The following is a 15,536-nucleotide window of genomic DNA, read 5'->3' on the forward strand; positions in this document are numbered from 1 at the left end:
CTTATTCCACACTAAAAATGTAGGAGTAGAGCGGTTGTTTCCCGTCATGAACCTCGATTTCGATCTCGTCGTTCTTCGACTCGATGTACGCCGAGAGTGCCTCCACGTCTTCTGCTGACGAACCTTCGCCCGTCAAGATCGTGATGATCTCGTCGTCTGCATCGACGAGGGCGTCGACTAATTTCTTCGCCGCTTCGAGGCTCGAGGCCGATGAGGCGACGATTTTCTTCTCGGCGATCGCCATGTGGTCGTCTTTACGAATCTCGACACCGTCGATGCTCGTATCACGAACCGCATACGTCACTTGACCAGACTTGACGGTACTAGCCGCCGTCTTCATGACGCTTTCGTTCGTCTCCACATCGGCTTCCGGGTTGAACGCGATCGCTGCCGCAAGTCCTTGTGGCACAGTCTTCGTCGGAATGACCGAGACGCCGCAAGGTGCGACCGATGCCGCTTGTTCGGCAGCCATGATGATGTTCGAGTTGTTCGGGAAGATGAAGACATGGTCCGCGTTGGCCGCTTCGATCGCCTTGACGATATCTTCCGTCGACGGGTTCATCGTCTGACCGCCTTCGATGACGTGAGCCGCACCGAGTGAACGGAACAAGTCGCTGACGCCTTCACCCATGGCGACCGTGACGATTGCATACGGTGCTTTCGCCTTCGGAGCCGTCGGTTGGACGCCATGTTGGTTCGCGCCGTGCTCTTCTTCTAAAATGGTCGAGTGCTGTTGACGCATATTCTCGATTTTGACAGCGACGAGTTCACCGTAACGCTGTCCTTTCGTGATGACGTCGCCTGGCGTCTCGACGTGAACGTGAACTTTAAGCAACTCTTCATCTGCGACGACGAGGAGTGAGTCCCCGAGTTCAGACAGTTCGTTGCGGAACGCGTCCTCGTTGAACGGGGCATCCTTCAACTTCGCATCTTGGAAACGAACCATGATTTCCGTGCAATAACCGAACTCGATGTCTTCGGTCGACATGAATCCTTGCGCGGCGTGGGCATGATGTTCGGCTTCGATGAGCGCATCCATGACCGGTGCATGTGGCTTCTCGAGCTCTTTTCCTTCGAGGCTCGCAAGGAACCCTTCATAAATGACGAGCAAGCCTTGGCCGCCCGAATCGACGACGCCGACTTCTTTCAAGACCGGCAATAAGTCCGGCGTCCGCTCGAGTGAAGCTTTCGCTTCCACGATCACACGTTCCATGAACTCGTTGAAGTCGCTCGTCGACTCTGAAGCACGGAGCGCTTCGTCGGCCGCTTCACGAGCAACCGTCAAAATCGTTCCTTCAACCGGTTTCATAACCGCCTTGTATGCCGTGTCGACACCACGTTTCAATGCCTCGGCGAAATCGACTGTCGACACTTCGGTCTTTCCTTCGATCGCTTTACCGAAGCCACGGAACAATTGGCTTAAAATAACACCGGAGTTCCCGCGTGCCCCCATCAAGAGACCACGTGCAAACTTCGATGAGACGTCAGCGATATTTGCCGTGTTGAGTGCGGCCACTTCCTTCGCACCCGATGTCATCGTCAAATTCATGTTCGTCCCCGTGTCGCCATCCGGCACCGGGAAGACGTTAAGCGAATCTACATAATCCGCATTCTGGCTCAAGTTGGCTGCACCGTTCGCGACCATGTTCGCGAACACCAATCCATCTAAACGTTTTAAACCCACACCAAATCCTCCTTCGTTCTCGTCAGTCATTCGTCAGACGAACGCCTTGTACGAATATGTTTACCGACGAAACGTTTAATCCTAAAGTTTCACCGAGCGTGTATTTTACACGGCTTTGCACGTTATATGCGACTTCCGACACTTTCGTCCCGTAGCTCACAATGATGTGCATGTCGATATGTACGTCTTCTCCATCTTGACGTACGACCACGCCTCGGGCGTAGTTTTCACGCTTCAATAGTTCTGCAATCCCGTCTTTCAATTGAGCTTGAGACGCCATTCCCACAACGCCGAAACATTCCATCGCCGCACCGCCTGCTAGTGTTGCGACCACGTCGTTCGTGATGTCAATATTGCCATATGTTGTCTTCATTTCAATTGCCATATGGAGTAGCCTCCTTCATTCGGAATGATTCCTTCACTACATTCTACAATAAGTACCTAGTTATTAAAAGAACCTGCTCCATAAACTCGGTCAATTGTAGCCGTAACCCTCATTCATTATTAAAATCCTTTCCAGTAATGTCAAGTTTTTTTCTTGTCATCCTATGATTTTCTAGTTGCATCGTGAAAAAACCCGTGCTAATATAAACGAGTGTCTATTAGGACGAACCCACATAAAAAAGGAGGGGAAACGCATGGCACGTAAATGCTACGTAACAGGTAAATCACCTAAATCAGGTAACAACCGTTCGCACGCACTCAACAAGACAAAACGCACTTGGGGTGTAAACGTACAAAAAGTTCGTATTCTCGTTGACGGTAAACCTAAACGAGTTTGGGTTTCAGCTCGCGCTCTTAAATCAGGTCTCGTTGAACGCGTATAATTTTTATACACGAACGAAATAAATCCCAGCGGCATTCGCCGATGGGATTTTTTTTGTGTTCATTTTTTGATATACAGCACGAGCACCTTTCCTTCATGCACGATCAAATCCGCCGCCTCACCGGCCCACTCGTTCGAAATCGTGAGCGCCTCATGGCTGACGACATCGTGACGGTCGAGCGGATATTTGACGCCGCGGATTGACACGTTCGCCCGCTTCCACGGGATGAGCGACAAATAATGATCGGCTTGACGTGGGAGCTCGTGACGCCCAGCTCCAACAAGACGAACGGTTTGCCCGGCCGTGAACAAACGCATCTCTGGATATGCCTCGAGCAGCCCAATATTGCCGAGCGTCATGTCGAGGCGTCCACCGAGAGCGCCGTACACAAGCATCTCCGTCGCCCCGTGTCCACGGGCCGCCTCGAGCGCGATCTCGAGGTCGGTCACGTCTTTTTCAGATGGGTAACGGACGGCGTCAATCGGCACTTCGCCCGTGAAGGAATCGAAATCGCCGACGACGAGATCCGGGTTCAGCCCTTGGTTCAACAGTGTCTCGTACCCCCCGTCGACGCCGATGATGTAATCGACGTCACGCGGGAGTCCCGAGATTGGTTCCGGGCTGGCCGCCACAATCAACACCCGCATTAGCGGAGACCCCGGGTCGCGAGCGTGGCGAAACGTGGTGCCGAGACGAACAAGAGAACGAGGACGACGGCCGACACGAGGAAGGACGGCAACATATACGTCATATTATAAGCAAACGAATAGGCGACGACCGGCCCTTCCGCGTACTCGGCGAAGAAGACGATCCCTGATAAGACGTGGGCGCCGTAGCGAAGCAGTGAACCGAGGAGCGCCCCGAGCACCAAGTAGACGACGAGCGTCTTTTTCGCCTCGTCCTTGGCGGCCCGTTTCACTTGACCAGCGAACAGTCCGGCCATCCCGACGACACCGTAAGCGAACGTGTAGTCGAGCAGGAACTGGACCGGTGTGAAGATGTAAGCCCCGAACAGCAGTTGCAGCGTTCCGACGAGCGCTCCTGTCGCCAGTCCGCCTTTTAATCCATGGCGGTACGCCATCACAAAGATCGGCAACATCGCCAGGCTGATCGATCCGCCCTGCGGCATCCGGAACGGGATGAGCAAATCAAAGATCAAGCCGAGTGCGGCGAACAATGAGATTTCAATGAGCGCCTGTAGTTTTAAACGTTGTTTCATCTTATTCCCTCCTTATTATATGAGCGAACGACAAAAAGCAGCATGACGTAAACGCCATGCTGCTATCCAGTAGCAACGTGCATTTTCGCCACATCCCTACGTCCGTGTGAACGGAACAGGTTCAAAGGGTTAGCAAATGCCTCTCAGCCACAGAATGTGACACCCCTTGCGACAATATTTGTTGTTCTATCGACGATTATACACGAGAAGCGTGACGAATGCTATCGATTGCGTCTTTATAGCTCGGCTCGTTATAGATGGCTGAACCAGCCACGAGCACATCAGCGCCAGCGTCGATGCATAATTTCGCCGTCTCTGCGTTGACACCGCCGTCAATCTCGATTTCAAAGTCGAGACGACGCGCTTGGCGCATCTCGCTCAGCGCCGCGATTTTCGGGACGACCGATTCGATGAATGCCTGGCCCCCAAAACCAGGGTTCACCGTCATGAGGAGCACCATGTCGACGTCACCGAGCACGTGTTCAATCGATGACAGCGGCGTATGCGGATTCAAGACGACACCACACTTGGCGCCGGCCGCTTTGATTTGTTGCAACACGCGATGCAAATGATTCGTCGCTTCAACGTGAACCGTGACGATATCCGCCCCGGCCTTGATGAAATCTTCGACGAACCGTTCGGGCTGGTCGATCATCAAATGAACGTCTAACACCATGTCCGACTTCTTCCGTAAGCTCGCTAACACCGGTAGGCCGATTGAAATGTTCGGGACGAATTGACCGTCCATGACGTCAAAATGGATGTAATCCGCTCCGGCCTCTTGGACCGCCTTCACTTCTGCCTCTAAATTGGCGAAGTCCGCCGCTAAAATCGATGGTGCAATTTTAATCATGTCAGTACCTCCGTTGTCTATCGTTTAACTCTGCCATAAACGTAACATAATTCTCATAGCGGGTGGAAGCGATTTCTCCAGCTTCGACGGCCGCTTTGACGGCACAACCTGGTTCGTTCAAATGGGCACAACCGCGGAATTTACAGTCATCATGCCGCTCGACGAACTCAGGGAAACACCAGCGCATCTCTTCGACTTCGAGTTCTTCTGGGAACTCGAGGCTCGAGAAACCAGGCGTATCGGCCACGAGCCCGTCAGCGAGCGTGATCAGCGTGACGTGACGCGTCGTGTGCTTACCGCGCCCGAGTGATTTCGAGATTTTCCCGGTCGCAAGTTCAAGCTCAGGTGCGACCGCGTTCAAGAGCGAACTCTTGCCGACCCCGGTCTGTCCGGCGAATACACTCGTCTTCTCCTTAAACGACCCGCGGATTTTTTCGATTCCCGACCCGTCCTCGGTCGACGTCTCGATGACCTCATAGCCGATGGAACGATATAAAGCCGCTGCTTCGTGAATCGTTTTCCGTTCCGCCTCCGTCAACAAATCCATTTTCGTCAAAACGATAATCGGATGGACTTGCTTCGACTCGATCAAGACGAGGAAACGGTCGAGCAGATGGAACGAGAACGCCGGCTCTTTTACCGAGAATAACAAGAACGCTTGATCGATGTTGGCGATCGGCGGGCGGACGAGATGGTTCGACCGCTCGTCAACAGCCAATATATAACCGGTACCATCCCCTTGGTCTTGGATGTCGACATCGTCACCGACGACCGGCGAGATGTTCCGGTTGCGGAAATTGCCGCGGGCGCGACAACGGATCTCTTGTTTCTCTTCCGTCATGACGTCATAAAACCCGCCTTGTAATCGAATAATCGTACCTTTCATTCCATTCCCTCCTTAGAAAAAGAGGCGACGCGCACGCCACCTCTTCATTGTGAATCTTTTGCTTGTGCGTAAGTCACCGTATCCGTGCGAACGACTTCGCCGTCGACTTCAATCGTCGCGGTTCCGACTTCGTCCGGTGCGATGACGAGCGTATACGAGTAAGTCGTTGTCTCCGTTATCTTATCACGCAACACCTCGACTTCGCCACGGGCGTCGACCGTCCGAATGACGACTTCGAGTGCCTCGGCTTCTTCGCCTTCAGCGGGCGGCTCGATTTCGACGTTGACTTCCCGTTCAATCGAGACGTCCGTCGGTTCGACCCCTTGTGACACGATGACGGTCAGTTCCGTCCCCGGGTCGACTGCCGTACCGGCCGTCGGGAGTTGACGGATGATTTGATTCGCAGGAACGCTCGTTGAATACTCATCACGTTTGACGATTTTCAAGCTATTCTGTTCGGCATACGTTGTCGCTTCCTCGAACGTATAGCCCGCCAAGTTGGCGAGTTCGATTTTATTGCTGCCGGTCGAGACGACGAGCGTCACCGTCTCTTCAGATGGGACGACCTCGTTGCCTGGGGCGATCGATTGGGAGATGACATCCCCGCTATCGACCGTCTCGGATGCCTCCGACTGAATCTCGATATCCGTGAACTCAAGATCTTTGAGCGTCCGCTCGGCCGACGACTGGGACAGTCCTTCAACATCCGGCATCTCGACCGTCTCTTTTCCGGCCGAGACGACAATCGTCACGGTCGTCCCACGTTTCGGCTTCCGTCCGGCTTGCGGTGTCTGCGAGATGACGTCGCCAGCGGCGATGTTGTCACTTGCCCGTTCAGTTGCCTCGACGACAAAACCGGCCGTTTCGAGCTCGGTCGTCGCCTCGTCGCTCGTCATGCCGACGACGTCCGGCACGACGGCACGGGACATCTCGTCAGCGATGACGTAAGCCCCAATCCCGCCACCGATCAACAGGAGCGCAAGCAAGAGCCAAAGCCACCACTTCTTCTTCCGTTTCGGTTTGTCTTTCACGGGTTCACTTGCTGCGACCGGTTGCTCCGGCGCCTCTTTGACGTTTGGCTCATCCGGTACGACCGGCGCCATGACGAGCGTCTGATCAAACGCATCTTGCTCAGCATTCGACCGCTTCGGTTCATTCGCACGTTCTGAATCAAGTGACGTCATGCAATCCTTTTTGAACGCGGCGACCGAGGCATGACGTGCGCCCGGTGACTTCGCGAGCGCCTGCATAATACAGTTCTCGAGCGCTTGCGGGATGTTCGGGTTCAAATCCATCGGTCGAATCGGGTCGTCTTGCAGATGCTGCAACGCGACGGCGACCGGCGTCTCGCCGATGAACGGCACCCGGCCGGTCACGAGTTCATAGAGCACGGCGCCGAGCGAATAAATATCTGACTTCTCATCGGCGAACTTTCCGCGCGCTTGCTCCGGGGAAAAGTAGTGGACCGACCCGAGGACCGACATCGTATGGGTCAGCGTCGCGTTCGACATGGCCACCGCAATCCCAAAGTCCGTCACTTTGACGTTGCCGCTCTGATCAATCATCATGTTTTGCGGTTTGATGTCCCGATGAATGATTCGATTCGCATGGGCATGGTCGATCGCATCACAAATCTGTCCCATGATGCGAAGCGCCTCGTCGACAGATATGTACTCTTCTTGCAAATATTGTTTCAGCGTCATCCCGTCGACATGTTCCATGACGATGTAATAGATGTCGCGTTCGTCTCCGACGTCGTAAATGGCGACGATATTCGGATGGTTCAGACTCGTCGCCGCATGGGCTTCTCGTTCAAACCGGCGTATAAATTGTTCATTATGCGAGAATTCAGATCGCAACACCTTGATGGCGACGGTTCGGTTTAAAATCTCATCGTGAGCCCGGTAGACATTTGCCATGCCGCCGCTGCCGATTTGCTGTTCGATCCGATAACGATCGTTGATTCGTTCTCCACTTCGCATCGGATTCATCCTCTCTTTCTATCTGTGAACTGGACGAGGGCAACAGTGATGTTGTCACTCCCACCCAAACGGTTGGCTCGATCGATCAATTGATCCGCCTTGACGTCCGCCGAGACGGGACGTTCCAAGACTTGCTTAATCTCGTCATCGGTCAAATGCGTCGTCAAGCCGTCCGTACAGATTAAAATCGTGTCAAACTCGGGTTCGGCAAACACTTGCAGATCAGGTTCGACATGCTCTTTCGAGCCGATCGCACGGGTGATGATATTACGTTTCGGGTGGACGCGCATTTCTTCCTCGGTCAACTCCCCGAGCTGCTTCAACACGTTCACGTAGGAATGGTCTTCTGTCAACTGCTGAAGTTTATCGTCACGCAAGGCATACACACGACTATCCCCGACGTGGACGATGACGATCGTCTCGTCGTGCCAGCAGACACCGGCGATCGTCGTCCCCATCATGAGCAGGTTCGCTTGTTTCGAGAAGTCGAGCACTTGCTCATTGGCCAGTTCCACGTTGTGGCGAAACCAATTCTCCATCTCCATCGGTGAGGCCGGAAGCGTCGGGAAGGCACGACGAAACTGCTCGATGACGAGCTGACTCGCGACCTCCCCGGCTTCATGCCCTCCCATACCGTCGGCCACGAGTGCGATCCCGGCGTGCTCGTCCCCTAAAATCAAGACGGCATCCTCGTTTTGCGCTCTCACTTGCCCCCGGTCGGTTCGGTATGCTAATTCCATCTTCCTGATTACCTCGTTTCTTGTTCGCGCTCCTTCGCTCGAAGCTGCCCACAAGCCGCATCGATATCCGAACCTTGTTCGCGACGAATCGTCACGTTCACTTTTCGGTCTTTGAGCACTTTTTCAAAGGCAAAAATTTGTTTACGTGGTGTGCGGACGTAGTCGCGCTCGAGCACGTGGTTGACTGGAATCAAGTTGACGTGACATTTGACGCCTTTCAACAAGTCCGCCAACTGATGGGCGTGTTCTTCCGTATCGTTGACACCACCGAATAAACCGTATTCGAACGTGATGCGGCGACCACTCTTCTCTGTATAGTAGTTGACGGCTTCCATCAACTTATCCAAGTTGTAGGCACGGTTGATCGGCATGAGACGAGTCCGAATCTCTGTCGTCGGCGCGTGAAGCGAAATGGCGAAGTTGATGCGCATCCCTTCATCGGCGAACTTGTAAATCTTCGGTACGATCCCACTCGTCGACACCGTAATATGGCGTGAACCGATGTTCAAGCCGTCATCGTGGTTGACCGTGCGCAAGAAGCGCATCAATTCGTCGTAGTTATCGAACGGTTCGCCGATACCCATGACGACGATCGAGTCGACTCGCTCTCCGCTCGCGTCGAGCGCGCGTTGGACGTCGAGGACTTGCGCCGTGATTTCACCGGCTTCTAAGTTACGTTTCAAACCACCGAGTGTCGAGGCACAGAATGTGCAACCAATCCGGCAGCCGACTTGTGTCGTGACACAGACCGAGTTGCCGTACTCGTGACGCATGAGCACCGTCTCGATCGAATAACCGTCTTGAAGCTCGAACAAGAACTTGATCGTGCCGTCCTGTGATTCTTGACGGACGAGTTCTTTCAACGTCGTCAATTGGAACGCCGCGTCTAATTTCTCGCGGAGCGGTTTAGAGACGTTCGTCATATCGTCGAACGATGTCACACGCTTGACGTACATCCAGTCATATAACTGTTTCGCGCGGAACGATTTTTCTCCTGCTTCAATGAGCCACTGTTCGAGTTCTGAATACGTGAGGGAATAGAGTGACGGCTTGGCACCGACCAATGGATTTTTTTCAACTGCTTTTGGATTCATGTTTATACCTCTTTCTTGAATGCGGCGATATAGAAACCGTCCGTCCCGAACGTCGTCGGGAGTAATTTGAGTTCAGCGCGGTCCGATGACACCATCGGGCGCAATACTTGGGGAAGACGGTCTTGGAGTGTCTCATCCCACGTCAATCCGTTCGACAAAATGTAATCGGCCTGCTGCTCATTCTCAGACGGGTCGATCGTACATGTCGAGTACACTAGCGTACCACCTCGTTTGAGGAGTGGCAAGACGGCGTCGATGATTTCACGCTGGACTTTCGGCAGTCCGGCGAGAGCAGATTTGTCTTTTGTCCATTTGATATCGGGCTTGCGGCGGATGACGCCGAGTCCTGAACATGGGACATCGAGCAAAATCCGATCGAAGCTCTCCGGTTCAAACTTGTCACCGGCCTGACGGGCATCGAGGGCAAGTGCGGTCACTCCATCGATATGCAGACGCTTCGCTTGTCGTTCAATCAACTTCGCTTTATGCGGATGCAAGTCGAGCGCGACGAGCGTTCCGCCGTCCATGCGTTCGGCCGTATGCATCGCTTTCCCGCCCGGGGCGGCACAAGCGTCGAGCACGCGTTCTGTCTTCGCGGCTTGAAGCGCATCGGCGACGATCATCGAGCTCTCATCTTGAATCGACAACAAGCCCATGTCGATGAACGCCGTCGCGTGAACGTTTCCGGACTCGATGACGAGCCCGTCCGCTGACAGTTCCGACCGCGTGGCGACGACATCGACTTCAGCGAGCCGTTCAATCATCTCGTCAACGGTGACACGTTGGCGGTTGACCCGGACTGTGACCGGCGCCGGTTCGTTGTTCAATTTACACATCGCCTCGGTCGCTTCGACACCATACGTCTCCACCCATTCGGCGACGAGCCAATCAGGATGGCTATGTTCGATGGCAATCCGTTCAGCGTCTGGCAGCGTGCTCAAATCCGGGAACCCATCCCGGACGACGTTGCGCAAGACGCCATTGACGAACTTGCCGGTTCCCGAATGACCCCGTTTTTTCGCGATTTCAACCGCTTCATGCAACACGGCCCGATCCGGGATCTTGTCGAGATAAAACAGTTGATAGACGCTCATACGCAAGAGCGGCAAGACAAATTTGTCCAATTTTTTCGGGTTTTGGACCCGCTTCTCTAAAATATAATCGAGCGTCCGTTTCCGACCGAGCGTCCCGTAGACGAGCTCCGTGTAGAGGCCGACGTCTTTCGTCGCTAATTTTTTTTGTTTCAACAGGTCGTTGACCGCAATCGTCGAATAGGCGCCGCCTTGTTCGATTTTGATTAGCGTATCAAGCGCTGCAACTCGTACGTTCATATTATCCTCCTAGTCGATCGCCGACTTGTAACTTTTGGCCGGCCCCACGCATAAATGTGGCCCCGTCCATTCGTTTTTTACCAGATGGTTGCAAATCGATCACTTTGATAGCGACCGCGTCGCCTGTCGCGACGACAAACCCATCCTCTTCAAGCCGTACAATCGTTCCCGGTTCACCCGTCCCTGACGTCTTCGACCCGAAGAACAGTTTGACCCGTTCACCCGCAATCGTCGTATACGCCGTCGGGAACGGATTCATCCCTCTGATATGGTTATAAATGTCTGTGCCGGAACGGGTCCAGTCAATCTGTTCCCGCTCCCGGCTGATGTTCGGTGCGAACGTGACGTCACGCTCGTCCTGCGGCACGGCTTCAATCCAACCAGCAAGGAAAGCAGGAAGCGTCTTGATCAACAAGTCAGACCCTGCGACCGCGAGCTTGTCGAACAACGTACCGACCGTGTCCAATTCTTCGATTGGTACGACCGTGTTGGCAATCATATCGCCGGCATCGAGCTTATCGACCATGTACATGATCGTGACGCCCGTCTCTTTGTCTCCGTCGAGGATGGCTTGATGGATTGGAGCACCACCCCGATGTTTCGGCAAGAGCGAGGCATGGACGTTGATGGCTCCATGTTTCGGCGCTTCTAACAGTTCGGTCGGAACAATTTGACCGTACGCCGCCGTCACGATCAAATCCGGTTCAAGTGCCAAGATGTCCGCATAATCGGTGCGCACCTTTTCAGGCTGTAACACCGGGATGTTGTGACGCAGGGCACACTCTTTCACCGGCGTCGGTTTCAGTTCGCGTTTTCGTCCGACCGGCTTGTCCGGTTGCGAGACGACACCTACGACATTGTATCCTTCTTCGAGCAAGCGCTCAAGTACGGATACGGCAAACGTCGGAGTGCCCATGAAGACGATGCGTTGATCCGTCCCTTTTTCCGGCACGGCGAGTTTGTCCGTGAACAACACCCCGTCGAGATGATCGATCTCATGTTGAATCGCCCGGGCGAAGAAGCCGCTCGCCTTCACTTGTTGGTAGCGGCCCTTCAAATCCTGCGTCTTGACGACGATCGTCTCATGCCGTTCGACGAATCCGAACTCTCCCGGGATGCTCAAGCACCCTTCAAGGCCGACCTCGCTTCCCGACGTCTCGATGATCTCTGGATTGATCAACACGAGCGGTCCCGTCTCATCATCCGTATGGACGACGGCGAGCCGTTGATTCAAGTTGACCTGCGGGGCGGCCACGCCGACGCCGTCATATTCGTACATCGTGTCGAACAGTCGGTCGACCGTCTGACGCAACTTTTTATCAAATTTCGTCACCGGATCACACGTGACCCGTAAAATTTCATTTGGAATTTCTACTACTTTATACATCTGGTTCCACCTCACATGAATACGTATGGGTTTACGTCGATACTCAATTGATACTCTTTTTTACTGATCGCCTTCGCGCGTGCCTGTTGCAACGCGGCGAGGACCGGATATAGCGCCTCAGGATGTTTCGTTTTGATGAACAACTGATAGCGGAACAAGTTCTTTAGTTTAGACAACGGTGCCGGCATCGGTCCATTCAGCCGTGACTGGGCCACATGCGCCTCGACGAAATCAGAGGCGAACAGCTCGGCCTCGGCTTGGGCGACGAGCGGACTTTCGGCCGCGAACGTGACGAGCGTGACGTACCAATACGGTGGATGGTTGCCGACTTGGCGCAACTGCATCTCACGAGCGAAAAAGGATTCATAGTCGTGCTCGCTCGCCGTCTCGATGACGTAATGGTCGGGATTGTATGTCTGCACGTATGCCTCACCTGGTAGACTTCCTCGACCGGCCCGGCCCGCGACTTGGGTGACGAGCTGGAACGTGCGCTCGGTCGCCCGGAAATCGGGCATGCCGAGTGTTGCATCCGCCGCGAGCACCCCGACGAGCGTGACGTTCGGGAAGTCGAGTCCTTTGGCAATCATTTGGGTGCCGAGCAGTATGTCGGCCTCTCCATCCTCGAAGCGTTTCAACAGTTGCTCGTGCGACCCTTTTCGGGACGTCGTGTCTTGGTCCATCCGGATGATCCGCACCTCGGGAATGCGGTTCAACAGCTCGGTCTCAATCTTTTGCGTACCGGTGCCGAACTGTTTGATTTTCTTGCTGTCACATGTCGGACATTTTGATGGCATCCCAATCTCATAGCCGCAGTAGTGGCATTTGAGCCGGTCACCGTGTTGGTGATACGTCAAGTTGACGGCGCAGTGCGGACATGTGAGTCCTTCCCCGCAGTCGCGGCACATGACGAACGTCGTGAAGCCACGACGGTTGAGCAAGATGACACACTGTTCTTTTTTGGCGATGCGGTCGTTGATGGCGACAAATAAATCTTCTGAGAACATCGTCGTGTTGCCTTTGGCGAGTTCACGTCGCATATCGATAATATGGACCGGCGGCATCTCACCCCCGTACCGCTCACTCAATTGCAGATAGCGATAGACGCCTTTTTGAGCGCGGGCGTAAGACTCGAGTGACGGGGTCGCACTACCAAGGACGACCGGGCAACCGTGGTAACGGGCCCGCCAAATCGCAACGTCACGCGCATGATAGCGCGGGTTCTCTTCTTGCTTGTACGTCGTCTCATGCTCTTCATCTAAGATGAGCAGGCCGATGTTCTCAAGCGGGGCGAAGATGGCCGAGCGTGCCCCGACGACGACATCGACTTCACGCCGTTTGATTTTCCGCCATTCGTCATATTTTTCCCCTTGCGACAAGGCGCTATGAAGCACAGCGACCCGGTCGCCGAAACGGCGCTTGAACCGTTTCACCATCATCGGCGTGAGCGAAATCTCTGGCACGAGCAAAATCGCCTGTTTGCCTTCATCGACGACTTGACCAATCGCTTCGAGATAGACTTCTGTCTTCCCACTGCCGGTGACCCCATGCAGGAGCAACGTCTCCCCGGCTTCCGCGTCACGGATGGCATGAACGGCCGTCGCTTGACTCTCGTTCAATTGGACCGTCTCAACGACCTGTTCGATCGTGGCATACGGGTCGCGATTCAGTTCGACCTCGGTCACTTTGACGGCACCGAGCGACTCCATTTTTTGCAGTTGGGCGCGCGATAGCCCGATTTGACGTAACGACGACCAATACATGCGCGGTACGTCCTTTAGCAACTGAATCGCTTCTTGTTGTTTCTTCGCACGGGCCGGGATGAGAGTCGCATCAATCAGTTCGATGACGAGGTCCGTCTTGACCGTCCGTTTCTCTTTTAACACCGGCGCGAGCAAGATGTCCCCTTTTTTGGCGAGCGCCAAGATGATGGACTGCGTCTCTTTCGGGTACTCCGAAAGATGGGTACCGGCCCGGACGCCGTCCGGTAGCGTCTCGCCTTTAATCTCTTTGTCGTAGCTCACTTTCAGCGCCGCCGGCAGCATCGCGAGAAGCGCCGACGACCGGAAGCAGAGCGTCGTCTCTTTCACGTGTGTCGATAAGTCGAGCAACTCGTCCGTCAGAGAAGATTCTTCATCTAACAGGGCTTCAAGTGGCTTCAAGCCTTCACGCGTCCCTTCCGAGACACCCGTCACAATCCCGAGCAGGCGTCGTGAGCCGAACGGGACCGAGACGCGCATGCCCGGCTCGATCAATGTCTCGAACTGGGATGGGACCTCATAATCGAACGGACGGTCGATCGTGATGACCGGGGCGTCGACGTGGACGTGGGCGATCATCGTAAATCTTCCTTAAAGTGGGTGAGCAACTCGACGGCGAGCTCGCGTTTGCTTTGACGAGGCAAGCGGACATGCGCCCCATCCGCCCGGAACAACATGACCTCGTTGTCGTCAGAGCGGAAACCGATATCCGGCTGCGACACATCATTCGCGACGAGGTAGTCGACCCGCTTACGGGCGATTTTATCGCGTGCATGTTGCTCGAGGTTCTCCGTCTCGGCCGCAAAACCGACGAGGAGCTGATGCGTCTTCTTCTCACCGAGTGTCTTCAAGATATCGGTCGTCTCTTCAAGCTCGATCGTCAACGGCCCGTGTACTTTTTTGTGTTTCTCGGTGTGGACCGTCTTCGGACGATAGTCGGCGACGGCTGCCGATTTGATGACGAGATCTTGGTCATCGAAGCGTGCGAGCACCGTCTCGAGCATATCTTTCCCGGATTCGACGGCGATGGCGGTCACACCGTCCGGTACGGGTACTTGCAGCGGACCATGGACGAGCGTGACGAAGGCACCCATATCGCGGGCCGCCTCGGCGAGCGCGACGCCCATCTTGCCTGACGAGTCGTTCGATAAGAAACGGACCGGGTCGATGCGTTCGACCGTCGGCCCCGCCGTGATCAATACTTGCTTCCCGAGCAGATGTTTCGGGACGAACTGGCTCTCGATAATCCGGACGAGGTCTTCCGGTTCCGGCAGACGTCCCCCGCCGACCCAGCCGCAGGCGAGGTTGCCGACACCGGGCTCGATGATTTGATAACCGAACGTTTTGAGCGTTTCGATATTGCGGCGTGTGGCCGGATGTTCGAGCATATTGACGTTCATCGCCGGTGAGACGATGACCGGGCATTTCGCCGCTAAAATCGAGGTCGTGATGAAGTCGTCGGCAATACCGGCCGCGAGTTTCGCGATCATGTTCGCCGTGGCAGGTGCGACGACGATCAAATCACTCGTGTCGACGACGTCGATGTGGGCGATTTTGGTCGGGTCGTGTTCCTCGAACACGTCGGTGTATACCGGATTGCGGCTGAGCGCCTGAAACGTCGCTTTCCCGACGAACTCCTCGGCTGAGGCGGTCATCGCCACGCGCACGTTCGCACCGGCCTGGACGAGTTTCGAAGTGAGCGCGCACGCCTTATACGCCGCGATCCCGCCGCTCACACAAAGCAAGATATTCCGATCGTTCAACATTCACATTTCT

At 54.8% G+C, this 15,536-nt stretch carries 14 protein-coding genes, 1 pseudogene and 1 riboswitch; of the genes and pseudogenes, 1 reads left to right on the forward strand and 14 read right to left on the reverse strand.

What is annotated here, in order from left to right; all coding sequences use genetic code 11:
• Position 1 precedes the first annotated feature (1 nt).
• Positions 2-1,684, reverse strand: coding sequence for a DAK2 domain-containing protein (locus KNP75_RS08705; protein ID WP_034777143.1), 1,683 nt, complete (start codon positions 1,682-1,684; stop codon positions 2-4).
• 22 nt (positions 1,685-1,706) lie between these two features.
• Positions 1,707-2,069 (reverse strand): Asp23/Gls24 family envelope stress response protein, encoded by a 363-nt coding sequence (locus KNP75_RS08710; protein WP_016509701.1) that lies wholly within the window; start codon positions 2,067-2,069, stop codon positions 1,707-1,709.
• Positions 2,070-2,322: 253 nt separating this feature from the next.
• On the opposite strand from KNP75_RS08710, the gene rpmB reads away from it, so the two are divergent.
• Complete coding sequence (gene rpmB, locus KNP75_RS08715; RefSeq protein ID WP_015881349.1) at positions 2,323-2,511, forward strand: 50S ribosomal protein L28; 189 nt, start codon at positions 2,323-2,325, stop codon at positions 2,509-2,511.
• A 59-nt stretch (positions 2,512-2,570) separates the two neighbouring features.
• On the opposite strand, the gene KNP75_RS08720 is transcribed toward rpmB, so the two are convergent.
• From KNP75_RS08720 to coaBC, 12 genes and pseudogenes are all read right to left on the reverse strand, one after another.
• Positions 2,571-3,158 (reverse strand): thiamine diphosphokinase, encoded by a 588-nt coding sequence (locus tag KNP75_RS08720; RefSeq protein WP_215190225.1) that lies wholly within the window; start codon positions 3,156-3,158, stop codon positions 2,571-2,573.
• Positions 3,158-3,730: an energy-coupled thiamine transporter ThiT gene (thiT, locus tag KNP75_RS08725; RefSeq protein ID WP_034777141.1), complete on the reverse strand. Its 573-nt coding sequence runs from the start codon at positions 3,728-3,730 to the stop codon at positions 3,158-3,160. Before thiT ends, KNP75_RS08720 begins: the two co-directional genes overlap by 1 nt.
• Before the next feature lie 76 nt (positions 3,731-3,806).
• A riboswitch (TPP riboswitch) is annotated at positions 3,807-3,907 on the reverse strand.
• A 19-nt stretch (positions 3,908-3,926) separates the two neighbouring features.
• Positions 3,927-4,583 (reverse strand): ribulose-phosphate 3-epimerase, encoded by a 657-nt coding sequence (gene rpe, locus KNP75_RS08730; RefSeq protein ID WP_034777139.1) that lies wholly within the window; start codon positions 4,581-4,583, stop codon positions 3,927-3,929.
• Between the two features lies 1 nt (position 4,584).
• Positions 4,585-5,469, reverse strand: coding sequence for a ribosome small subunit-dependent GTPase A (gene rsgA / locus KNP75_RS08735; protein WP_215190226.1), 885 nt, complete (start codon positions 5,467-5,469; stop codon positions 4,585-4,587).
• 44 nt (positions 5,470-5,513) lie between these two features.
• A complete protein-coding gene (gene pknB, locus KNP75_RS08740) occupies positions 5,514-7,451 on the reverse strand; it encodes a Stk1 family PASTA domain-containing Ser/Thr kinase (protein WP_214752682.1) in 1,938 nt (645 codons plus the stop codon).
• A 5-nt stretch (positions 7,452-7,456) separates the two neighbouring features.
• Positions 7,457-8,191 (reverse strand): Stp1/IreP family PP2C-type Ser/Thr phosphatase, encoded by a 735-nt coding sequence (locus KNP75_RS08745; RefSeq protein WP_034777132.1) that lies wholly within the window; start codon positions 8,189-8,191, stop codon positions 7,457-7,459.
• A gap of 8 nt (positions 8,192-8,199) precedes the next feature.
• Complete coding sequence (gene rlmN, locus KNP75_RS08750) at positions 8,200-9,285, reverse strand: dual-specificity RNA methyltransferase RlmN (RefSeq protein WP_034777130.1); 1,086 nt, start codon at positions 9,283-9,285, stop codon at positions 8,200-8,202.
• 2 nt (positions 9,286-9,287) lie between these two features.
• Positions 9,288-10,616: a 16S rRNA (cytosine(967)-C(5))-methyltransferase RsmB gene (rsmB, locus tag KNP75_RS08755; protein WP_034777128.1), complete on the reverse strand. Its 1,329-nt coding sequence runs from the start codon at positions 10,614-10,616 to the stop codon at positions 9,288-9,290.
• A 1-nt stretch (position 10,617) separates the two neighbouring features.
• Positions 10,618-11,532, reverse strand: a complete 915-nt coding sequence (fmt, locus tag KNP75_RS08760) for a methionyl-tRNA formyltransferase (RefSeq protein WP_308162237.1) — start codon at positions 11,530-11,532, stop codon at positions 10,618-10,620.
• A 39-nt stretch (positions 11,533-11,571) separates the two neighbouring features.
• Positions 11,572-12,003, reverse strand: a pseudogene (gene def / locus KNP75_RS15830) (peptide deformylase); the annotation flags it as partial.
• An 11-nt stretch (positions 12,004-12,014) separates the two neighbouring features.
• Positions 12,015-14,339, reverse strand: coding sequence for a primosomal protein N' (gene priA, locus KNP75_RS08765; protein WP_215190227.1), 2,325 nt, complete (start codon positions 14,337-14,339; stop codon positions 12,015-12,017).
• Positions 14,336-15,526, reverse strand: coding sequence for a bifunctional phosphopantothenoylcysteine decarboxylase/phosphopantothenate--cysteine ligase CoaBC (gene coaBC / locus KNP75_RS08770; RefSeq protein WP_215190228.1), 1,191 nt, complete (start codon positions 15,524-15,526; stop codon positions 14,336-14,338). The genes priA and coaBC overlap by 4 nt, the downstream gene beginning before the upstream one ends.
• Positions 15,527-15,536: the final 10 nt, after the last annotated feature.

The sequence above is a fragment of the Exiguobacterium sp. s6 genome (genome assembly GCF_018618155.1).
Taxonomy (GTDB): domain Bacteria; phylum Bacillota; class Bacilli; order Exiguobacteriales; family Exiguobacteriaceae; genus Exiguobacterium; species Exiguobacterium mexicanum_A.

Coding starts and splice junctions, on each gene's coding strand:
- KNP75_RS08710 (WP_016509701.1), bottom strand. CDS start 2,069: ATGGCAATTGAAATGAAGACAACATATGGCAATATTGACATCACGAAC.
- rpmB (WP_015881349.1), top strand. CDS start 2,323: ATGGCACGTAAATGCTACGTAACAGGTAAATCACCTAAATCAGGTAAC.
- KNP75_RS08720 (WP_215190225.1), bottom strand. CDS start 3,158: ATGCGGGTGTTGATTGTGGCGGCCAGCCCGGAACCAATCTCGGGACTC.
- thiT (WP_034777141.1), bottom strand. CDS start 3,730: ATGAAACAACGTTTAAAACTACAGGCGCTCATTGAAATCTCATTGTTC.
- rpe (WP_034777139.1), bottom strand. CDS start 4,583: ATGATTAAAATTGCACCATCGATTTTAGCGGCGGACTTCGCCAATTTA.
- rsgA (WP_215190226.1), bottom strand. CDS start 5,469: ATGAAAGGTACGATTATTCGATTACAAGGCGGGTTTTATGACGTCATG.
- pknB (WP_214752682.1), bottom strand. CDS start 7,451: ATGCGAAGTGGAGAACGAATCAACGATCGTTATCGGATCGAACAGCAA.
- KNP75_RS08745 (WP_034777132.1), bottom strand. CDS start 8,191: ATGGAATTAGCATACCGAACCGACCGGGGGCAAGTGAGAGCGCAAAAC.
- rlmN (WP_034777130.1), bottom strand. CDS start 9,285: ATGAATCCAAAAGCAGTTGAAAAAAATCCATTGGTCGGTGCCAAGCCG.
- rsmB (WP_034777128.1), bottom strand. CDS start 10,616: ATGAACGTACGAGTTGCAGCGCTTGATACGCTAATCAAAATCGAACAA.
- fmt (WP_308162237.1), bottom strand. CDS start 11,532: ATGGGCACTCCGACGTTTGCCGTATCCGTACTTGAGCGCTTGCTCGAA.
- priA (WP_215190227.1), bottom strand. CDS start 14,339: ATGATCGCCCACGTCCACGTCGACGCCCCGGTCATCACGATCGACCGT.
- coaBC (WP_215190228.1), bottom strand. CDS start 15,526: ATGTTGAACGATCGGAATATCTTGCTTTGTGTGAGCGGCGGGATCGCG.